Origin of the sequence: Pedobacter sp. MR2016-19 (assembly GCF_014947265.1) — a bacterium.
Lineage (GTDB): Bacteria > Bacteroidota > Bacteroidia > Sphingobacteriales > Sphingobacteriaceae > Pedobacter.
The window spans coordinates 52,758-68,995 of sequence record NZ_JADCNK010000022.1 but is presented as its reverse complement, the minus strand read 5'-3'; the positions used below and the strand labels follow the sequence as shown (position 1 = coordinate 68,995).

At 39.2% G+C, this 16,238-nt stretch carries 11 protein-coding genes; 7 read left to right on the top strand and 4 right to left on the bottom strand.

Annotated elements, in window-relative coordinates; all coding sequences use genetic code 11:
* Positions 1 to 540: 540 nt before the first annotated feature.
* Both murI and IM793_RS21070 read left to right on the top strand, forming a co-directional pair.
* Positions 541 to 1,356, top strand: a complete 816-nt coding sequence (gene murI / locus IM793_RS21075) for a glutamate racemase (RefSeq protein WP_193424783.1) — start codon at positions 541 to 543, stop codon at positions 1,354 to 1,356.
* Positions 1,357 to 2,071: 715 nt separating this feature from the next.
* On the top strand, positions 2,072 to 3,973 hold the full coding sequence (locus tag IM793_RS21070; RefSeq protein ID WP_057932784.1) for a class II glutamine amidotransferase: 1,902 nt from the start codon (positions 2,072 to 2,074) through the stop codon (positions 3,971 to 3,973).
* A gap of 912 nt (positions 3,974 to 4,885) precedes the next feature.
* Here IM793_RS21070 and IM793_RS21065 read toward each other — a convergent pair.
* Complete coding sequence (locus IM793_RS21065; protein WP_193424781.1) at positions 4,886 to 5,512, bottom strand: LysE family translocator; 627 nt, start codon at positions 5,510 to 5,512, stop codon at positions 4,886 to 4,888.
* A gap of 143 nt (positions 5,513 to 5,655) precedes the next feature.
* Here IM793_RS21065 and IM793_RS21060 point away from each other — a divergent pair, with 143 nt between their 5' ends.
* From IM793_RS21060 to IM793_RS21040, 5 genes are all read left to right on the top strand, one after another.
* Complete coding sequence (locus IM793_RS21060; protein ID WP_193424779.1) at positions 5,656 to 7,092, top strand: MFS transporter; 1,437 nt, start codon at positions 5,656 to 5,658, stop codon at positions 7,090 to 7,092.
* A gap of 63 nt (positions 7,093 to 7,155) precedes the next feature.
* On the top strand, positions 7,156 to 7,614 hold the full coding sequence (locus tag IM793_RS21055) for a dCMP deaminase family protein (protein WP_193424777.1): 459 nt from the start codon (positions 7,156 to 7,158) through the stop codon (positions 7,612 to 7,614).
* A gap of 180 nt (positions 7,615 to 7,794) precedes the next feature.
* Positions 7,795 to 9,324: a glutamine-hydrolyzing GMP synthase gene (gene guaA, locus IM793_RS21050; RefSeq protein WP_132402454.1), complete on the top strand. Its 1,530-nt coding sequence runs from the start codon at positions 7,795 to 7,797 to the stop codon at positions 9,322 to 9,324.
* Positions 9,325 to 9,428: 104 nt separating this feature from the next.
* On the top strand, positions 9,429 to 10,640 hold the full coding sequence (locus IM793_RS21045; RefSeq protein ID WP_193424775.1) for an ABC transporter substrate-binding protein: 1,212 nt from the start codon (positions 9,429 to 9,431) through the stop codon (positions 10,638 to 10,640).
* Positions 10,641 to 10,670: 30 nt separating this feature from the next.
* A complete protein-coding gene (locus IM793_RS21040; protein WP_193424773.1) occupies positions 10,671 to 11,840 on the top strand; it encodes an RsmB/NOP family class I SAM-dependent RNA methyltransferase in 1,170 nt (389 codons plus the stop codon).
* 821 nt (positions 11,841 to 12,661) lie between these two features.
* On the opposite strand, the gene IM793_RS21035 is transcribed toward IM793_RS21040, so the two are convergent.
* The 3 genes from IM793_RS21035 to IM793_RS21025 form a co-directional block, all read right to left on the bottom strand.
* Complete coding sequence (locus IM793_RS21035; RefSeq protein WP_193424812.1) at positions 12,662 to 13,228, bottom strand: MarC family protein; 567 nt, start codon at positions 13,226 to 13,228, stop codon at positions 12,662 to 12,664.
* A gap of 79 nt (positions 13,229 to 13,307) precedes the next feature.
* Complete coding sequence (locus tag IM793_RS21030; protein ID WP_227256340.1) at positions 13,308 to 14,657, bottom strand: porin; 1,350 nt, start codon at positions 14,655 to 14,657, stop codon at positions 13,308 to 13,310.
* Between the two features lie 81 nt (positions 14,658 to 14,738).
* Complete coding sequence (locus IM793_RS21025; protein ID WP_193424771.1) at positions 14,739 to 16,214, bottom strand: amino acid permease; 1,476 nt, start codon at positions 16,212 to 16,214, stop codon at positions 14,739 to 14,741.
* Between the last annotated feature and the right edge of the window lie 24 nt (positions 16,215 to 16,238).

Genomic DNA, 16,238 nt, shown 5'->3' with positions numbered 1-16,238 from the left:
TCCTTACCAGTTCAAGATATAAGGCGGAATTAAGTTTAACTTAGTTCCGCTTTTTTTGTTTTAGGATTTTCCTCATGCTGATCCGATAACTATCAGATTCATTTCAGCATCCTTGATGTTCGCTTAAGTAAGACTCCGAAACAAGACACCATTGAAGTTGTTTTTTGCAAGTTATCATTTATCATCATTTAACTACTTCCGCATTTCCATCCAGTTAGGCCATAGCATGGTGTCCCCGTTCTACTTAAATCCGGCCTAACAAATTTTTCGGGCTGCACTGTCCAAGCTAACCTACTAGCTTCGAAAGAAAAATTTTCAGCCGGCATTTTTTGTTTTTTCATGTGTATTTATGTTTTTATTTGCATTCAAGCTAGCTTCGCTGGTCTTTTTGATGCCAAAAAGAAAGAGCCCTTCGGCGGCGGCGAGCCGAGGCAAGACCCTAGGGTATGGCAAAAAAATCAGTTATACGCCACCAACTAACACTAACATTCCAATTTTCAACTAACTTTACAACTTTCTTATATTTCAACTTCCAACACAATGCAGGCTTCGCCAATAGGTATTTTCGATTCAGGTTACGGTGGCTTAACAGTTTTTCGTTCTATTGCCGATAAATTGCCCGATTACAATTACATCTATTTAGGCGATAATGCCCGTTCGCCTTATGGCGATCATTCTTTCGAGACCATTTATAAATATACTTTAGAATGCGTAGAATGGCTTTTTGCTAAAGGATGCCATTTGGTGATCCTGGCCTGTAATACGGCGTCGGCAAAAGCGCTCAGAACAATCCAGCAGATAGATCTTCCTGCTAAGTATCCGGATAGAAGGGTATTGGGCGTAATCAGGCCTACGGCAGAGGTTATTGATGGATATACGATCACGAAACAAGTTGGGGTAATGGGAACCAGGGGAACGGTTAATTCCCAATCTTATCTTTTAGAGATCAATAAATTTTTTCCTGAAATTAAGGTTTACCAGCAAAGCTGTCCGATGTGGGTTCCGCTGATCGAAAACAACGAACACCAGGAGCCGGGAGCAGATTTTTTTATCAATGAATATTGCGATCAGTTATTGAGCCAATCGGCAGCTATTGATTGTGTATTATTGGCTTGTACACACTATCCTTTATTAATGCCTAAACTGAAGAAAGTATTTCCCGATCATATAAGCATTTTAACGCAAGGTGAGATTGTAGCCAGTAGTTTAGTTGATTATTTAAAGCGACATCCCGAGATCGAAGAAAAATTAGCTAAACAGGGCGAAAGACATTTCTATACCAGCGGTGATCCTGCAGCTTTTGATGAACACGCCTCTGTTTTTTTTGGAGAAGCGTTGAAATCAAATAAGATGTGATGGATATGGATTGTTGAATTGCCAGATTGTTAGATTGTTGACGGCCAGTCACCAGCTGGCATCGGTTAACTGTCAAATGCAAATTGTTAACTGGCAACAGATGTCTGGTCAGCACTGTTCACTAAGATGAAATATTAACAGATTGAGGATGTTATAGGCAAACTATGCGCTTTGTAAACAGGCACAAATGTATCTTAAGACTATCCTTGAACGGGTATGCTTCGTACCTGCTGGCGGGCAGCATTGGCCCTGACTCACCGAAGCAAGCCCTTAAGCAGACCCTGGCTTTACCTTTTAGGTAACCAAAAGGTAAAGAATAGGTAACCAAGGGGTAACCCTGGGGTTAACTTGGTGTACGGAAAGGGTAAACAACTGGTAACGAAAGGGTAAACAATTTTTTGTTTGTCTTGTCTGAATGTCGTTCAATTACCTCCAAACTTCTAACCTAACACTCCAATCTAATTACTGTGGCAATTGCGCTACCCCGGTCAGCACTGTTGGAGAAGATAATGCTTCTAAAAAGGCAACAACTGCATCTTTTTCTGCAATATTTAATTTTAACCCTTTTAATAACTTGTTGTTTTAAATTATTTTAATACTGCTAAATAAAGTTAAGTTGTATAATTCCAAATTAACCCCGTTGTGACAAAAGAAAACATTTTTGTTTAGGTTGTAATGGTTTAAAAGGATAACTTTGCGGCTTCAAACCCACACAATGAGTGATCAGATAAAACACGAATGCGGAATCGCTTTTATTCGCCTGTTAAAACCACTTTCTTACTACCAGCAAAAGTACGGTACAGCACTTTACGGCCTTAACAAATTATACCTTTTAATGGAGAAACAGCATAACCGGGGCCAGGATGGCGCAGGTATTGCCACCATTAAACTGGATATGAAACCGGGCAGTAGGTACATTAGCCGATACCGGAGCATGGCATCAAATGCGGTAGCAGATATCTTCGAATATGTACAGAACAAATTTGTCGATATCCAGGAAAACACCCCTGAATTAATGCAGGATACAGAATGGCTCAAAAACAACGTAAGCTTTATCGGCGAAGTGTTAATGGGCCATTTGCGTTATGGTACGCATGGTAAAAACAGCATCGAAAATTGCCACCCTTTTTTAAGGCAAAACAACTGGATGACACGTAACCTGGTCATTGCAGGTAACTTCAACATGACGAATGTTGATGAGTTATTGGAGCAATTGTACGAGTTAGGTCAGCATCCAAAAGAAAAAGCAGATACTGTAACGGTATTGGAAAAAATCGGTCACTTTTTAGATGATGAAAACCAGGAGCTTTTCGATCAGTACAAAAAAGAAGGGCATGATAACGTTGCAATCACACACAAAATATCTGATAATTTAGATATCGCGAATATTCTTCGCCGCTCGGCCAAAACCTGGGATGGAGGTTATTCGATCTGTGGTATGGTAGGTAACGGCGATTCGTTTATTATGCGCGACCCTGCAGGTATCCGTCCGGCATATTATTATTATGACGACGAGATTGTTGTAGCGGCATCTGAAAGACCAGCTTTGCAAACTGCATTCAATATCCAGTTTAAAGATGTTAAAGAAATCGATCCAGGTCATGCTTTAATCATTAAGAAAAACGGTGAGGTGAGTATGGAGCAATTCCGCGAGCCTACTGAAAGGTTATCTTGCTCTTTCGAGCGCATCTATTTCTCAAAAGGAAGTGATGTTGAAATTTATCGTGAGCGTAAACAGTTAGGCCGTTTATTAAGCGATAAAATCCTTCAGGCCGTTAATTACGATTTAAAAAACACAGTATTCTCATTTATTCCAAATACGGCAGAAGTGGCGTTTTTCGGAATGGTTGATGGTGTTCAGCAATATGTACGCAGGCACCAGAAAGATATACTCTTACATAAAAAAGAAACGCTAACAGATCAGCAGCTTGAAGACTTGTTGTCTTTAGCGCCACGTGTCGAAAAACTTGCGGTTAAGGATGTAAAACTAAGAACTTTTATTACCCAGGATGCTGACCGGAGTGAAATGGTGGCGCACGTTTACGATACTACCTATGGTATTATCAACAACCACCAGGATACTTTAGTCGCATTGGATGATTCGATCGTTCGTGGTACTACCTTAAAGCAGAGTATCATTAAAATTGTAGACCGTTTACACCCTAAGAAAATCATTATTGTTTCTTCTGCACCCCAGATCCGTTACCCTGATTGTTATGGTATCGATATGAGTAGAATGGGACAGTTCGTGGCTTTCGATGCGGCAATCCAGTTGCTTACCGAGCGTGGGATGTGGCAGGTGATCGAAGATGTTTACACTAAATGTAAAGCTTCGTTACTTTTACCTAAGGAGGAAATTGTAAACCACGTTAAGGAAATTTATAAACCCTTTACTCCTGAAGAAATTTCAGCTAAAATTGCACAGATTATTACCCCAAAAGGTACTGTTGCTGAGGTTGAAGTCATTTACCAAAGTTTAGAGAACCTGCATGAGGCTTGTCCGAAAAACAAAGGTGATTGGTATTTCTCCGGAAATTACCCTACACCAGGCGGTAACAAAGTGGTTAATAAAGCTTTTGTGAACTGGAAAGAAGGAAATAACCAAAGGGCTTATTAGCCCCTAAAATATTTTGAATAACAGATAGCTCATAGTAATATGGGCTATTTTTTTGTGCTCATTTTTGCTACTGAGAATACTGGAGAAGAGTTCTTCGACTCCGCTATCATAGACAGATCCATTAGTACGACCGTCAGTCCCGCGCAGGCGGGAATCTTAAAGCACTTGCAATACAATTATTTATAAGTTTCCCTTTATTCAACGGCATTCATGAGCACTCCATGGTTCCTAATCAAGTTGGGAATGACGAACCGCAAAAACCTGTCATCAATACTGATGCATTTGAAAAATTCTAACTTCTACCATTGACAGACCCCATAGAAATCGTCATCTCGACCGGAGCAATGCGTAGCGGAGAGATCTTTAGACTATATTAAAAGATCTCTCCACTACGGTCGAGATGACGATACCTCGCGACCATTAGATTTTTACTACTGCATTTTCCCACCTAAACCTGACATTCGCGGAAAGCCCGGAGGCAAATTCTTCATTTGCTGAGGACTTGCAGCATTGGCAGGACTGACGCTTAATAGTAGCAATACAACTGCTTTTCAAAACTTTTAACCATAAGGCACAATGGCTGATGTTGGAGGGCGAAGGTTGATGATTTTAGCGGTTCGTGAGGACACAAACCACGGCGGGGGAGATGATAGCATGATAACAAAGTAATAATACTTTTAGGTTTTGCCACTAAGGCACGGAGGCACAAAGAAGGTTTTCATCTTCCATTAATACTACTGTATTTTCCCAGCTAAACCTGACATTCGCGGAAAGCCCGGAGGCAAATTCTTCATTTGCCGAGGACTTGTAGCATTGGCAGGACTAACAATAATAGTGGTACTGCACCTGCTTTTCTAAAAATATTTGACCACTTAAGACATCTAAGCGCATCTAAGCTGAGCATGCGATATATTATGCATAAAACTTCAGATAAGTTTTAATGATTAGCCAGAAGGCAAAGAAGATAATGACTACGCCTGCAATTTTATTTAATTTTTTTAATGCGTCTTCTTTGATTTTATAACGGAGTTTACTGGAATAGAAACTCTTTGCGCCATCAATACCGAGTTGTGTGGCCATGGCAATAAAAAAGCAGACTAGTTTTTCGTTAAGCATGTTGTTGAGCTTAACGGAAATAATACCGCTCACAATAATCCAGAACATGAGGGTGGAAGGCGTGAGGATGCACATTAAAAAACCTTTGAGCACATAACCCCTTTTACTCACTTTTTGTAGTGTGGTGCTATCGTAATGCACAGTGATCTTAGAAACCAGGTAATAAATACCAACTGCAAGTAAAAATATACCGCCGATACTGCCGACGTATTTGTCAAATTCGGCTTTATAATCAACAAACTGGCTACCAAAAAGAACCAGGCCAATTAAGACTACATCGCTAATAATTACACCAACGGCTAAAGAGAAACCAGCTTTGAAGCCCCTTTCTATGCTGGTTTTAATCATTGCAAAAAAAACCGGCCCTGTTAAAAACGACGAAATAATCCCTGCTCCTATACCTAGTAATATGGCTTCAAACATGCATTGTGTTGTTTAGAATATGCGAATATGCAACTTTATACCTAAACATTTAACATTTATTTTTGTTGCATAGGTTGCATAAAAAATACTGGTTATTAGTTTTTTTTATTTATGTTTAGCCCCATTAAAACTAGATTTATAATATGAATTCAGAACAAACACAAACCAAGTGGGCGCAATTTATTCCACTGGTCACTGTATTCTTCTTTTGGGGCTTTGTTGCCGCCAGTAATGACATTCTCATCCCGGTATTTAAAAAGGCTTTTGATTTATCGCAGGCCGAAAGCCAATTGGTTTCATTGGCATTTTACATTGCCTATACCGTCGGCGCCTTAATATATAATGGTATTTCTGTTCTCATGGGGCAAGATATAGTAAACAAATTGGGCTACAAAAATTCGCTGGCACTAGGTTTAGTTATTTCTGCACTTGGAACCTTATTATTTTATCCTGCAGCAAACCTGCATTCATTTCCTTTAATGCTTTCTGGTTTATTTATTGTAGCGTTAGGTTTCTCCTTACAGCAAACTGTTGCAAATCCATTAGCTATTGCATTAGGGCCAATTAAAACAGGCTCGCAACGCTTAACACTTGCCGGTGGTATTAATAACTTTGGTACAACCATTGGACCACTGATTGTTAGTTTCGCCATTTTTGGTTCTGCTGCAAATGCAAATACCAACATCAGCGTAGAAAGCGTTAAAATTCCTTATTTAATATTGGGAGTAGCTTTTATTGCAGTGGCAATTTTCTTAAAAATGTCATCTTTACCTGATAGACCTGCTTTGGTAGAAGCGTCAGCAGATGATACTAAATCGATTAAGGGATCAGCTTTGCAATATCCACAATTGGTTTTGGGTATGATTGCTATTTTTGTTTACGTAGGTGTTGAGGTATCAACTGCAAGTAATTTGCCTGCTTACATGGAAAAAGATCTTGGTTTTGCCATTAAAGATATTGCTCCTTATATCTCTTTATATTGGGCAAGTATGATGATTGGGCGTTGGACAGGTGCTGTTGAGGCTTTTACTGATAACGTGAGCACGCAAAAAATATTAAGGTTTATTGCTCCTTATTTAGCATTCGGTATCTTTTTAGCTGTTAACGCCATTGCAAAACATGATTTGGCTCCTTTTTATGTATACGCATTGATTATTCTGGTATTAATTGCTGCTGATATGGCGAGTAAGGGTAATCCTGCCAGAATGTTATTGATTTTTTCGGCAATAGGTATTACTGCGTTGTTAATCGGAATGTTTACTAAAGGAATGGTAAGTGTTTATGCCATTACTAGTGTAGGTTTATTCTGTAGTACATTATGGCCTTGTATTTTTACTTTAGCTGTAAGCGGTTTAGGTAAGCACACCAGTCAGGGAAGTAGTTTCCTCATCATGATGATTATGGGAGGTGGTATCATTAGCTGGGCACAGGGTGCAGTATCAGAGTTTACAGGTATTCAACACAGTTACATCGTAGGGATCATCTGTTTTGCTTACCTGGCATTTTATGCCTGGAAAGTGGCATCAATATTAAGATCACAAGGGATTAACTTCGACCAGAAAATTTCTGGCGGACATTAATTTTTAATAAAGTAATTTTGCAGCCACAAAGATTTATTTCTTTGTGGCTTTTTTGATTTCTATATGGCAGATAAACCAAGTTTCGATTCGATATTTATGAACCTTGCCACTGATTTGGCAGCCCGTTCGCATTGCGTACGTGCCCATGTAGGTGCAGTACTCACAAAAGATACCCGTATTATTTCTATCGGTTATAATGGCCCACCGGCTGGTACGCACAATTGTGATGAGGAATGGCCAGAGCATGGTTGCGCACGCGATAGCAAAGGAAGCTGTTCTTTGGCTTTGCATGCAGAAGAAAATGCGATACTTTATGCCTCAAAAAATGGTTCGAAAATAGAAGGATGTACTTTATACACTACTTTGTCTCCCTGTATTGCCTGTGCCCGGTTAATTTTATCTTCAGGAATTAAACTGGTGTATTATTCTAAATCATATGCGGCTTACAAAGGCTTGCCAAGCGATGAAGGTATAGATTTTTTAAGGAAGTTTGGAGTAGAGGTAATTTTGATCGAATCTTAGCGGTTAACTGGTTCATTTGTCATTGGTTCATTAGTACCTGCAAGTTGTATACAGGTTAACCGGTTAATTGTTTAAATCACTTAATTTACTTCGGACTCCGGACTAGCGACTCCGGACTTTTTCCTTCAAAAATCTCAAATCTCCCCTCTCAAATCTCATATCTAATTGGTACCTTTGCGGATGCAAGAAAAAATCATTATCGTCGATTTTGGTTCGCAATTTACACAACTCATCGCTCGTAGGGTTCGCGAACTAAATATTTACTGTGAAATATATCCATATAACAATCTTCCTGAGATTACCGAGGACGTAAAAGGTGTTATCTTTTCAGGTAGCCCATACTCTGTTCGCCAGGAAGACGCACCTCAAATTGATCTATCAAAATACCATTTAAAATTTCCTTTACTGGCTGTTTGTTATGGTGCACAATATATTGCCCAACATTCTGGTGGTGCGGTTCAGCCATCTTCAACACGCGAGTATGGCCGTGCTAACCTGAATTTTGTAAATCAGGAGAATAAACTATTCAAAGGCATCAACATCGATTCTCAAGTTTGGATGAGCCATGGCGATACCATTACCGATATTCCTGAAAACTTTGAACTGATTGCCAGTACAGATAGTGTAAAAGTAGCGGCGTATCACATTAAAGATTCTGATACTTATGCTATCCAGTTTCACCCTGAGGTAACGCACAGTATTGATGGGAAAATCCTTTTAGAAAACTTCCTGGTTGATATTTGCGGATGTAGCCAGGACTGGACTTCTGCTGCTTTTGTTGAAACCACAATTGCCGATATTAAAGCGACTGTAGGTAATGATAAAGTTGTTCTGGCGCTTTCAGGTGGTGTTGATAGCAGTGTTGCTGCGGTACTTTTACATAAAGCCATTGGTACAAACCTACACTGTATATTTGTTGATAATGGTTTATTGCGTAAAAACGAATATGAAAGTGTTTTAGAGCAGTATAAAGATTTTGGCTTAAACATTAAAGGCGTTGATGCTAAAGATAAATTCTTAAGCCAGTTGGCTGGAGTAGAAGATCCGGAAACAAAACGTAAAATTATTGGTCGTGTGTTTATCGAAGTTTTCGATGAAGAATCTCACCTTATTCAGGATGTGAAGTGGTTAGCACAAGGTACAATTTACCCGGACATTATTGAGTCAGTTTCGGTTAAAGGTCCATCAGCAACCATTAAATCGCACCACAATGTAGGCGGTTTGCCGGATTTTATGAAATTAAAAGTAGTTGAGCCCCTTAAAACTTTATTTAAAGATGAAGTAAGAAGAGTAGGTACTGCTTTAGGCTTAGAATCTTTTATTTTAGGTCGTCACCCGTTTCCAGGGCCAGGCTTAGGTATCCGCATTATTGGCGAGGTTACTCCTGAAAAAGTAGCCATTTTGCAGGATGCCGATAAAATTTATATCGACAATTTAAAAGAAGCAGGTTTATATGATCAGGTATGGCAGGCCGGAGCCATCTTTTTGCCCGTAAGATCGGTAGGGGTAATGGGCGATGAACGTACCTACGAAAATGTAATTGCATTGAGGGCGGTAGAATCATTGGATGGTATGACCGCAGACTGGTGTCATTTACCTTACCCGGTACTGGCTAAAATTTCTAACGAAATTATCAATAAAGTTAAAGGGATCAATAGAGTGGTATATGATATCAGCTCTAAACCACCTGCAACAATCGAGTGGGAATAATTCAATTATGAGCTTTCAGTTTGGAGTCCAAACTGCATAAAATAAATGTGATGCTAGCAAGGTGGAATAAACTTTGCTAGCATATTTTGTTAAAAATGATAGGTATGAATTTCAAGAAGGTTTATGGATTGCTGGTTTTGTTTACGATAGTTTTGGGTGCTTGTTCGCCTAAAATCAGGACACCCAAGCCCGAAAAGAGTAAACCGGATGAAAAAGAGAAACCTGCAGATAAAAAGCCTGTCAAAAAGTTTTCGCAGGCAAGTGTTTCCCTGCTTGTTCCCTTTAAATTAAACGAGCTGAAATTAAAAACGGCCACAAAAGCCGATATCGAGAAATACGCGATGCCTATCGATTTTTATCAGGGCTTTAAACTGGGGTTGGATTCTGCCGCAGCCCTGGGTTTAAATTTTAAACTAAATGTTTTCGATACAGAGGATGACAATGCACATATATCGCTCTTGTACAGGAATGAGCGTTTTAAACAAAGCAATTTAATCATTGGCCCGGTTTTTCCTGAGGGGTTAAAGTTTATCTCCAATTATGCCAAGGAAAATAATGCAATCATTGTATCTCCATTGGCTGCATCCGAGCCTACCGAATTTAACAATCCAAACCTGGTGTCGGTGGTAAATAATATTGGCTTACATGGTAAAAAGATCGCAACCTATCTGGCTAAAAATTACAATCCCGCTAATACAATAGTGGTATTGATTAATCCTAAAAAAACGGAAGACGAGCAATTTGCAGCACCTGTAAGGAACTATCTTCAAACCAATACCAAATTTATTGTGCAGGAGTATGCTTCGGTCTATACCTTTGAAATAAGGATGATTAAAGGCAAACAATATGCCGTGGTGCTTACCTCTTCCGACCGTGCTTTTGTACTCCCTACTATCGAAAAACTATATAAATTAAAACATCTTCCGGCAGGTGGATATAACATCTCGCTTTTTGGGCACCCGAACTGGGTTAAACAGAATTACCCTACTGATAAACTGCAGGACCTGAATACCATCATCAGTTCATCCTATAAAATAGACTATAAAAGTAGTGCAGTAGTCACTTTTATTAAAAAATACCGCTATAAATATGGTTTTGAGCCTGGCGAATATGCTTTTAAAGGATTTGATGTTGGTTATTATTTTGGTAAACTACTGGTAACTTACGGCGAGGATTATAGAGATTATATTGTAAAGGATAGGTACAAAGGGCTGCATAATAATTTTTCATTTATCCATGACGAAAAATTAGGCTATATTAACACCAGTTTAATGCTGTTGAAGTTTAAAAACTTTGCTTTAAGCCCAGTTGAGTAATCTATAATTTTCTTCCATTTTAATTATTGCATGAGAGCAGATCATCAGTTAAGAGCCTTTGAACAGATTTTAAATAGTTATGATGGAAGTTTGCCCTTACATCGTTTTCTGCCTGCTTATTTTAAACAGCATAAGCAAATGGGTTCGTCAGACAGGAGGTGGGCTACCCGTCATATTTATAGTTTCTTTAGATTAGGAAAAGCTTTACCAACGCTTCATCATGAAGTCCGTTTAAGTATTGCAGATTTTCTGTGTCACGATACTTTAAGCTTGCTTGTGGAGAAGAATTTGCCAGATTTAAAGGAAAATATCACTTTACCGCTCGAGGAAAAATTAGCACTGATTAAAGTTAAATACCCCGATTTTAATCCGGAAGACGTTTATCCTTTCCATGCAGCACTTTCTGGCGACATTGATAAAGAAGCATTTTTTACCTCGTTCTTTAAACAGCCCGATCTGTTTATCCGGGTGAAAGCTGAAGATGCTGCGGCAATTAGCTCTAAATTAGAAGCTGAAAATATTGTGGTTAAAGCGATTACCGATACCGCCCTGGCTTTACCTAATGGAACCAAACTTGAAAACATTTTAAATGAGGGAAGTTACCAGGTTCAGGATTTATCCTCACAACACACTGGCTTATATTTTAAGCCTAATAAATGGGATAAATGGTGGGATTGCTGTGCCGCATCGGGTGGGAAAACGCTGTTGTTGCATAGTTTGGAACCTGTGATCGAGCTTTTGGTTTCTGATTTAAGAGAAAGCGTGCTCTTAAATTTAGATGAGCGTTTTCGCTTGGCTGGCATTAAAAAATACCATAAAAAAGAATTGGATCTTTTGCAGAACAATGATCAGGTTTTGCACCATTATCAGTTTGACGGAATTATTTTAGACGCGCCTTGTACAGGTTCAGGCACTTGGGGAAGAACACCAGAAATGCTTACTTTTTTCGAAGAACGTAAAATCAATCAGTTTGCAACCATCCAAAAAGGCATTGTACAGAACGTGGTAAAATACTTAAAACCAGGTAAACCTTTAATTTACATTACCTGTTCAGCTTTTGCGCAAGAGAATGAAGCTGTTGTGCAGCACATGCTCGATACACTTCCACTAGAATTGGAAAAGATGGAACTGATAAAAGGTTATGAAAATAATGCTGATACGATGTTTGTAGCAAGGTTGATTAAGAAAAGCCAGGATTAATCAGGATTAAAGATTTTAAGATCAGTAAATATCTTCTCGGCCGTCATTCCCGCGGAGGTCTATCGGGTGGACACATCTTTTTTAAGTATTTTTAGGCGTTTTGCTAACCAACTTTAATAAAGCACGGATTTTAACCAAGGACGCTGTCAATCCCAAGAGCCGGGAAAATCAAAAAAACAGTTGCACAATAGTAAAAATGGCACTAACAAACCTGAAACGCAGTGGTTTTGTGTTCATAACCGATGATTTAATTTTAAAAAATATTGAACACAAAACGAAGTGTCGCTGTTTTTTTGATGCGCGTGAGATTGCGCAAAGGCTCATTGTTGGATTGACAAAGCGCTTTGGGTACTTTGGCGCTCCAAAGTACCATGCCCCGCGGCATAGAGCGATAGAAGAATGTTATAATTAATTGTGTCCACACGATAGGCGCAGGCGGGAATCCTAATGCTTTAAGATTTCCAATCAAGTTGGAAATGACGAATCGATTCATTACATACTAAGTATGTTCAAACCAGGATCTGAAATTCCTTTTGACGTATTTCACCGCTTCGACTAAAACGGCGATGGCTCCAATAATTAAGGTATATTCTTCAAAGCTGTTCATGATGTAAGCTTTAATGTTTAGATGAATATACGGAATTATTGTTACAGATTGATTGGAGGATTGTCATTTAATAGAGTAATCGTCATTGCGAGGCACAAAGCAATCCTACAACTATAGAAGGTAGCGATCGCATTAAGATTGCTTCGTTATTCCTCCTTATAATGTGAAAAACGAAGCTACATCATCCATTTTCCATCTCACCTCTTCCATCCCCCTAAAGCCCTGTATTATTTCTGAACAACTTAATCGCTATGGCCAATAAAATTACGCCAAAGGCTTTACGTAAGATGTTTAAGCCTGATTTTCCGAAAAGTTTTTCCAGCCTGTTGGTGTTTTTTAAGACAAAGTAAACGAACAACATGTTGAGTATAATGCCCACCAATATATTCTGGGTATGGTATTCTGTTTTTAACGAAAGTAAGGTAGTCATTGTTCCGGCTCCGGCAATTAAAGGGAAAGCCAATGGAACGATAGATACCGTTTCGGGTGCTTCTTCTTTAAAGATGGTTAATCCCAATACCATCTCCATGGCGATAAAAAAGATTACGAATGAGCCTGCAATAGCGAAAGATTCTACATCTAATCCGATTACTTTTAATAGCGATTCGCCAACGAACAAAAAAAGAATCATTAAACCTGCTGCCACCAGCGATGCTTTTTCCGATTCGATATGTCCTGCTTTTCTGCGTAATTCGATTACAACCGGAATGGCGCCTAAAATATCGATAATGGCAAAGAGCACCATCGTTGTTGATATGATCTGGCTTAAGTTGAACGTCATAAAATCGAATTTCATAGCTGGACAATTTTAAGCAAAGGTAGCGGAATTTGTATCAATTCCTCAATTGTGCGATTATTTATTAGAAATAGAACTGTGTTCTTAAAGTAAGTACATTGTCCTTTCTGTCAGCCGTATAATCTTTAATCTGCGTCGATTCGTTTTTAATAATATCGTAATAAATTACCGCCTTAAAGTGTGGATTAAAGTGATGTAAAAAGCCAAAACCAAAAGTATCAAAGCGAACGTCTGCAGCAGAGAGTCCTCTGTCGCTTGAAATGTCAAGTCCTTTCACCTTTGCATTCGGATCATACCAATCATACTTTAAAATAAGCTGGTTGTCCGTACTGTTTAAGGTTTGTACAAAGGTAAGATAGGCTCCGTTAAAAGTTCTGGTATAATAAGGCAAGGCTACCGATTTATTATCAACAGGATAGGAGCCTGGTGTGGTTGAGGTTGTTGAAGTGCCTGTTTGTAGTCCTGATACCACCTCGGCCCTTAATTCTGATTTCCAGCTTTTGGTTTTTGTAGCCAGCTGAATATCGGCACCATAATATCTCCTTGGTGCTACCTTATTAATTGTTGAAGCGGATGAATCCTTTACCATTCGCCATTGATCGTTACTCCTGTCCATTTTATAGCTAAGGGGTAAACGATGGTTTAAACCACCTTGTAAGGTGCTGATACCGCCTGCAATGGTGAATTTATTAAATGCATAAGTCTTATGGCTTAACCGGAAGATAAAATCTTTGCTATTGTCGAATTCTACTGCCCCGGCCAAACCCTGTCCATTGTAAATGCCGGCATCAAATACAAAGTTTTTAAGTGTAGCATCTTTCCAACGCGGATTTAGGGTAAAAGTAACCCCAAGATCACGTTCTGTTTTCATTAAAATTTGCGACATCCGTCCACGCTCTGGTGCTTCCCTGACAGAAGAAGACAACTGCAGTTCATTTCCAAACGGACGGCCCGAAAGACCCAGCGTCACTGCCAGTATCTTCCATTTGTTTTCGTAATAACGTCCCCAGAAATCGCGGATGGCCACACCTTGTTCTGTACCGTCAAACTGGAGTACAAAATAGGTAGAAGGACTCCCATCTTCTGTAAGCATCATGTAATCGGCTCTTAAGCGACCTCTTCTTAATCTAAACCGGTTATTGGTAAATTCGCCAAAATTCCCTCCCTGGTATTCTGCCTGTGTACCATTTGATTGCGCTACCTGAAATTGTGGCTGTAAATATCCACTAAACGATAATGAGCCATATTTCTTTGAAATAATAAGCAAATGGTTTACCGTTGTAGAATCCATTACATCGTTAATTGTTCTTTGTGCATAGCCTAATGTGGATATGAATAGTAAAACAACAGTTAAAGAGAAATAAGCGCTCTTAATTTTAGCAGAATTGCGGTACATCTTATCAATTTTCTGCAAAGGTAGTTTTATTAACAATTATTTAACATAAAAAAAGCCCCGACTTTAAATCGGGGCTTTAATTTTTTTGAAAAATATAGCTTATTTAGCGTCTTTCAAATGTGAATTCTTTTTACTGTATCCGAAGTAAATGATAAAGCCTAAAGCTAACCAGCCAAATAACCTTAACCAGTTTGTCCAGCCTAAACCAAGAATCATTAAACCACAGGCAACAACACCAAGAATTGGAATTAATGGTACCCAAGGTGTTCTGAACTGACGTGGAAGATCAGGATCAGTTTTTCTTAAGATAATTACCGCAATACAAACCAGCATAAAGGCAAATAAAGTACCGATACTGGTCATATCGCCTACCACATCACCGGGGATGAATGCTGCAAATAAACCTACAATTACTAAAATTACAAGGTTGGCTTTGTAAGGTGTGTTGAATTTTGGGTGTAAATCGCTGAACATTTTTGGTAATAAACCATCTTTACTCATTGAATAAAATACACGACTCTGACCCAATAACATCACCAGGATTACAGAAGAGAAACCTGCTAAGATAGCTACCGTAACCAATTTGGCTAACCAGCTATAACCTGTCATATATTCACTGATTGCAGCCACAACTGATGCCTCACCACCTTTGGTTCTGAAGAACTCAACCGGAGCGATACCTGTTAAAACGTGCGCAAATAAGATGTATAAAACAGTACATACTGCTAATGAACCTAAAATACCGATTGGCATTGCGGTTTTAGGGTTTTTAGTCTCTTGCGCTGCAGTACTCACGGCATCAAAGCCGATAAACGCGAAAAACACTGTTCCTGCGGCACCAATAACTCCCCAGAAACCACCGAAACTATGGCTGATACCTGCATGATCTACATAAGTAGTCGCTTCTGGAATATATGGATGGTGGTTTGCTTCGTGTATAAAGCCCCAGCCTAATACAATAATCAGGATTACGATACCTACTTTTGTGATTACGATTATTCCGTTTACAAAAGCAGATTCTGAAGTTCCTTTAATTAAAAGTAAGCTCAATAAGGCTACAATAAATAATGCAGGAAGATTGATTATACCATTTACGGTTCCATCAGGGTGCGATTGAAAAGGCGAGTGGCACCACTCATACGGTATGGGCGAAGTATGCAATACCTCTACCAGTAATTTATTTAAGTATTCACTCCAGGCAATACCTACTGTTGCAGCTCCAACGGCATATTCCAACACCAAATCCCAGCCAATTACCCAGGCCATAAGCTCGCCCATGGTGGCATAAGTGTAAGTGTAAGCACTACCTGAAATCGGAATAGATGATGATAATTCTGCGTAGCATAAACCGGCTAATGCACAACCTATTGCAGCAATAATAAAGCCGATAGTAACAGATGGCCCGGCGTTTTGTGCAGCAGCAGCTGCTGTTCTAACAAATAGACCAGCACCAATAATTGCGCCCACACCCAATGCCACTAATGCACCGGCGCTAAGTGTACGCTTTAAGCCTTTGGCTGAATCTCCTGCTTCTTCTAGCAGCAAATGCATTGGCTTCTTAGTAAATAAACCCATATTTTAGTTTTTGTTTAGATTATT

Bases quoted from the DNA above. Each gene is read 5' to 3' on its own strand.
- IM793_RS21070 (WP_057932784.1), top strand. From the start codon at position 2,072: ATGAGTGATCAGATAAAACACGAATGCGGAATCGCTTTTATTCGCCTG.
- IM793_RS21060 (WP_193424779.1), top strand. From the start codon at position 5,656: ATGAATTCAGAACAAACACAAACCAAGTGGGCGCAATTTATTCCACTG.
- IM793_RS21040 (WP_193424773.1), top strand. From the start codon at position 10,671: ATGAGAGCAGATCATCAGTTAAGAGCCTTTGAACAGATTTTAAATAGT.
- IM793_RS21045 (WP_193424775.1), top strand. From the start codon at position 9,429: ATGAATTTCAAGAAGGTTTATGGATTGCTGGTTTTGTTTACGATAGTT.
- IM793_RS21065 (WP_193424781.1), bottom strand. From the start codon at position 5,512: ATGTTTGAAGCCATATTACTAGGTATAGGAGCAGGGATTATTTCGTCG.
- IM793_RS21055 (WP_193424777.1), top strand. From the start codon at position 7,156: ATGGCAGATAAACCAAGTTTCGATTCGATATTTATGAACCTTGCCACT.
- IM793_RS21035 (WP_193424812.1), bottom strand. From the start codon at position 13,228: ATGACGTTCAACTTAAGCCAGATCATATCAACAACGATGGTGCTCTTT.
- guaA (WP_132402454.1), top strand. From the start codon at position 7,795: ATGCAAGAAAAAATCATTATCGTCGATTTTGGTTCGCAATTTACACAA.
- murI (WP_193424783.1), top strand. From the start codon at position 541: ATGCAGGCTTCGCCAATAGGTATTTTCGATTCAGGTTACGGTGGCTTA.
- IM793_RS21025 (WP_193424771.1), bottom strand. From the start codon at position 16,214: ATGGGTTTATTTACTAAGAAGCCAATGCATTTGCTGCTAGAAGAAGCA.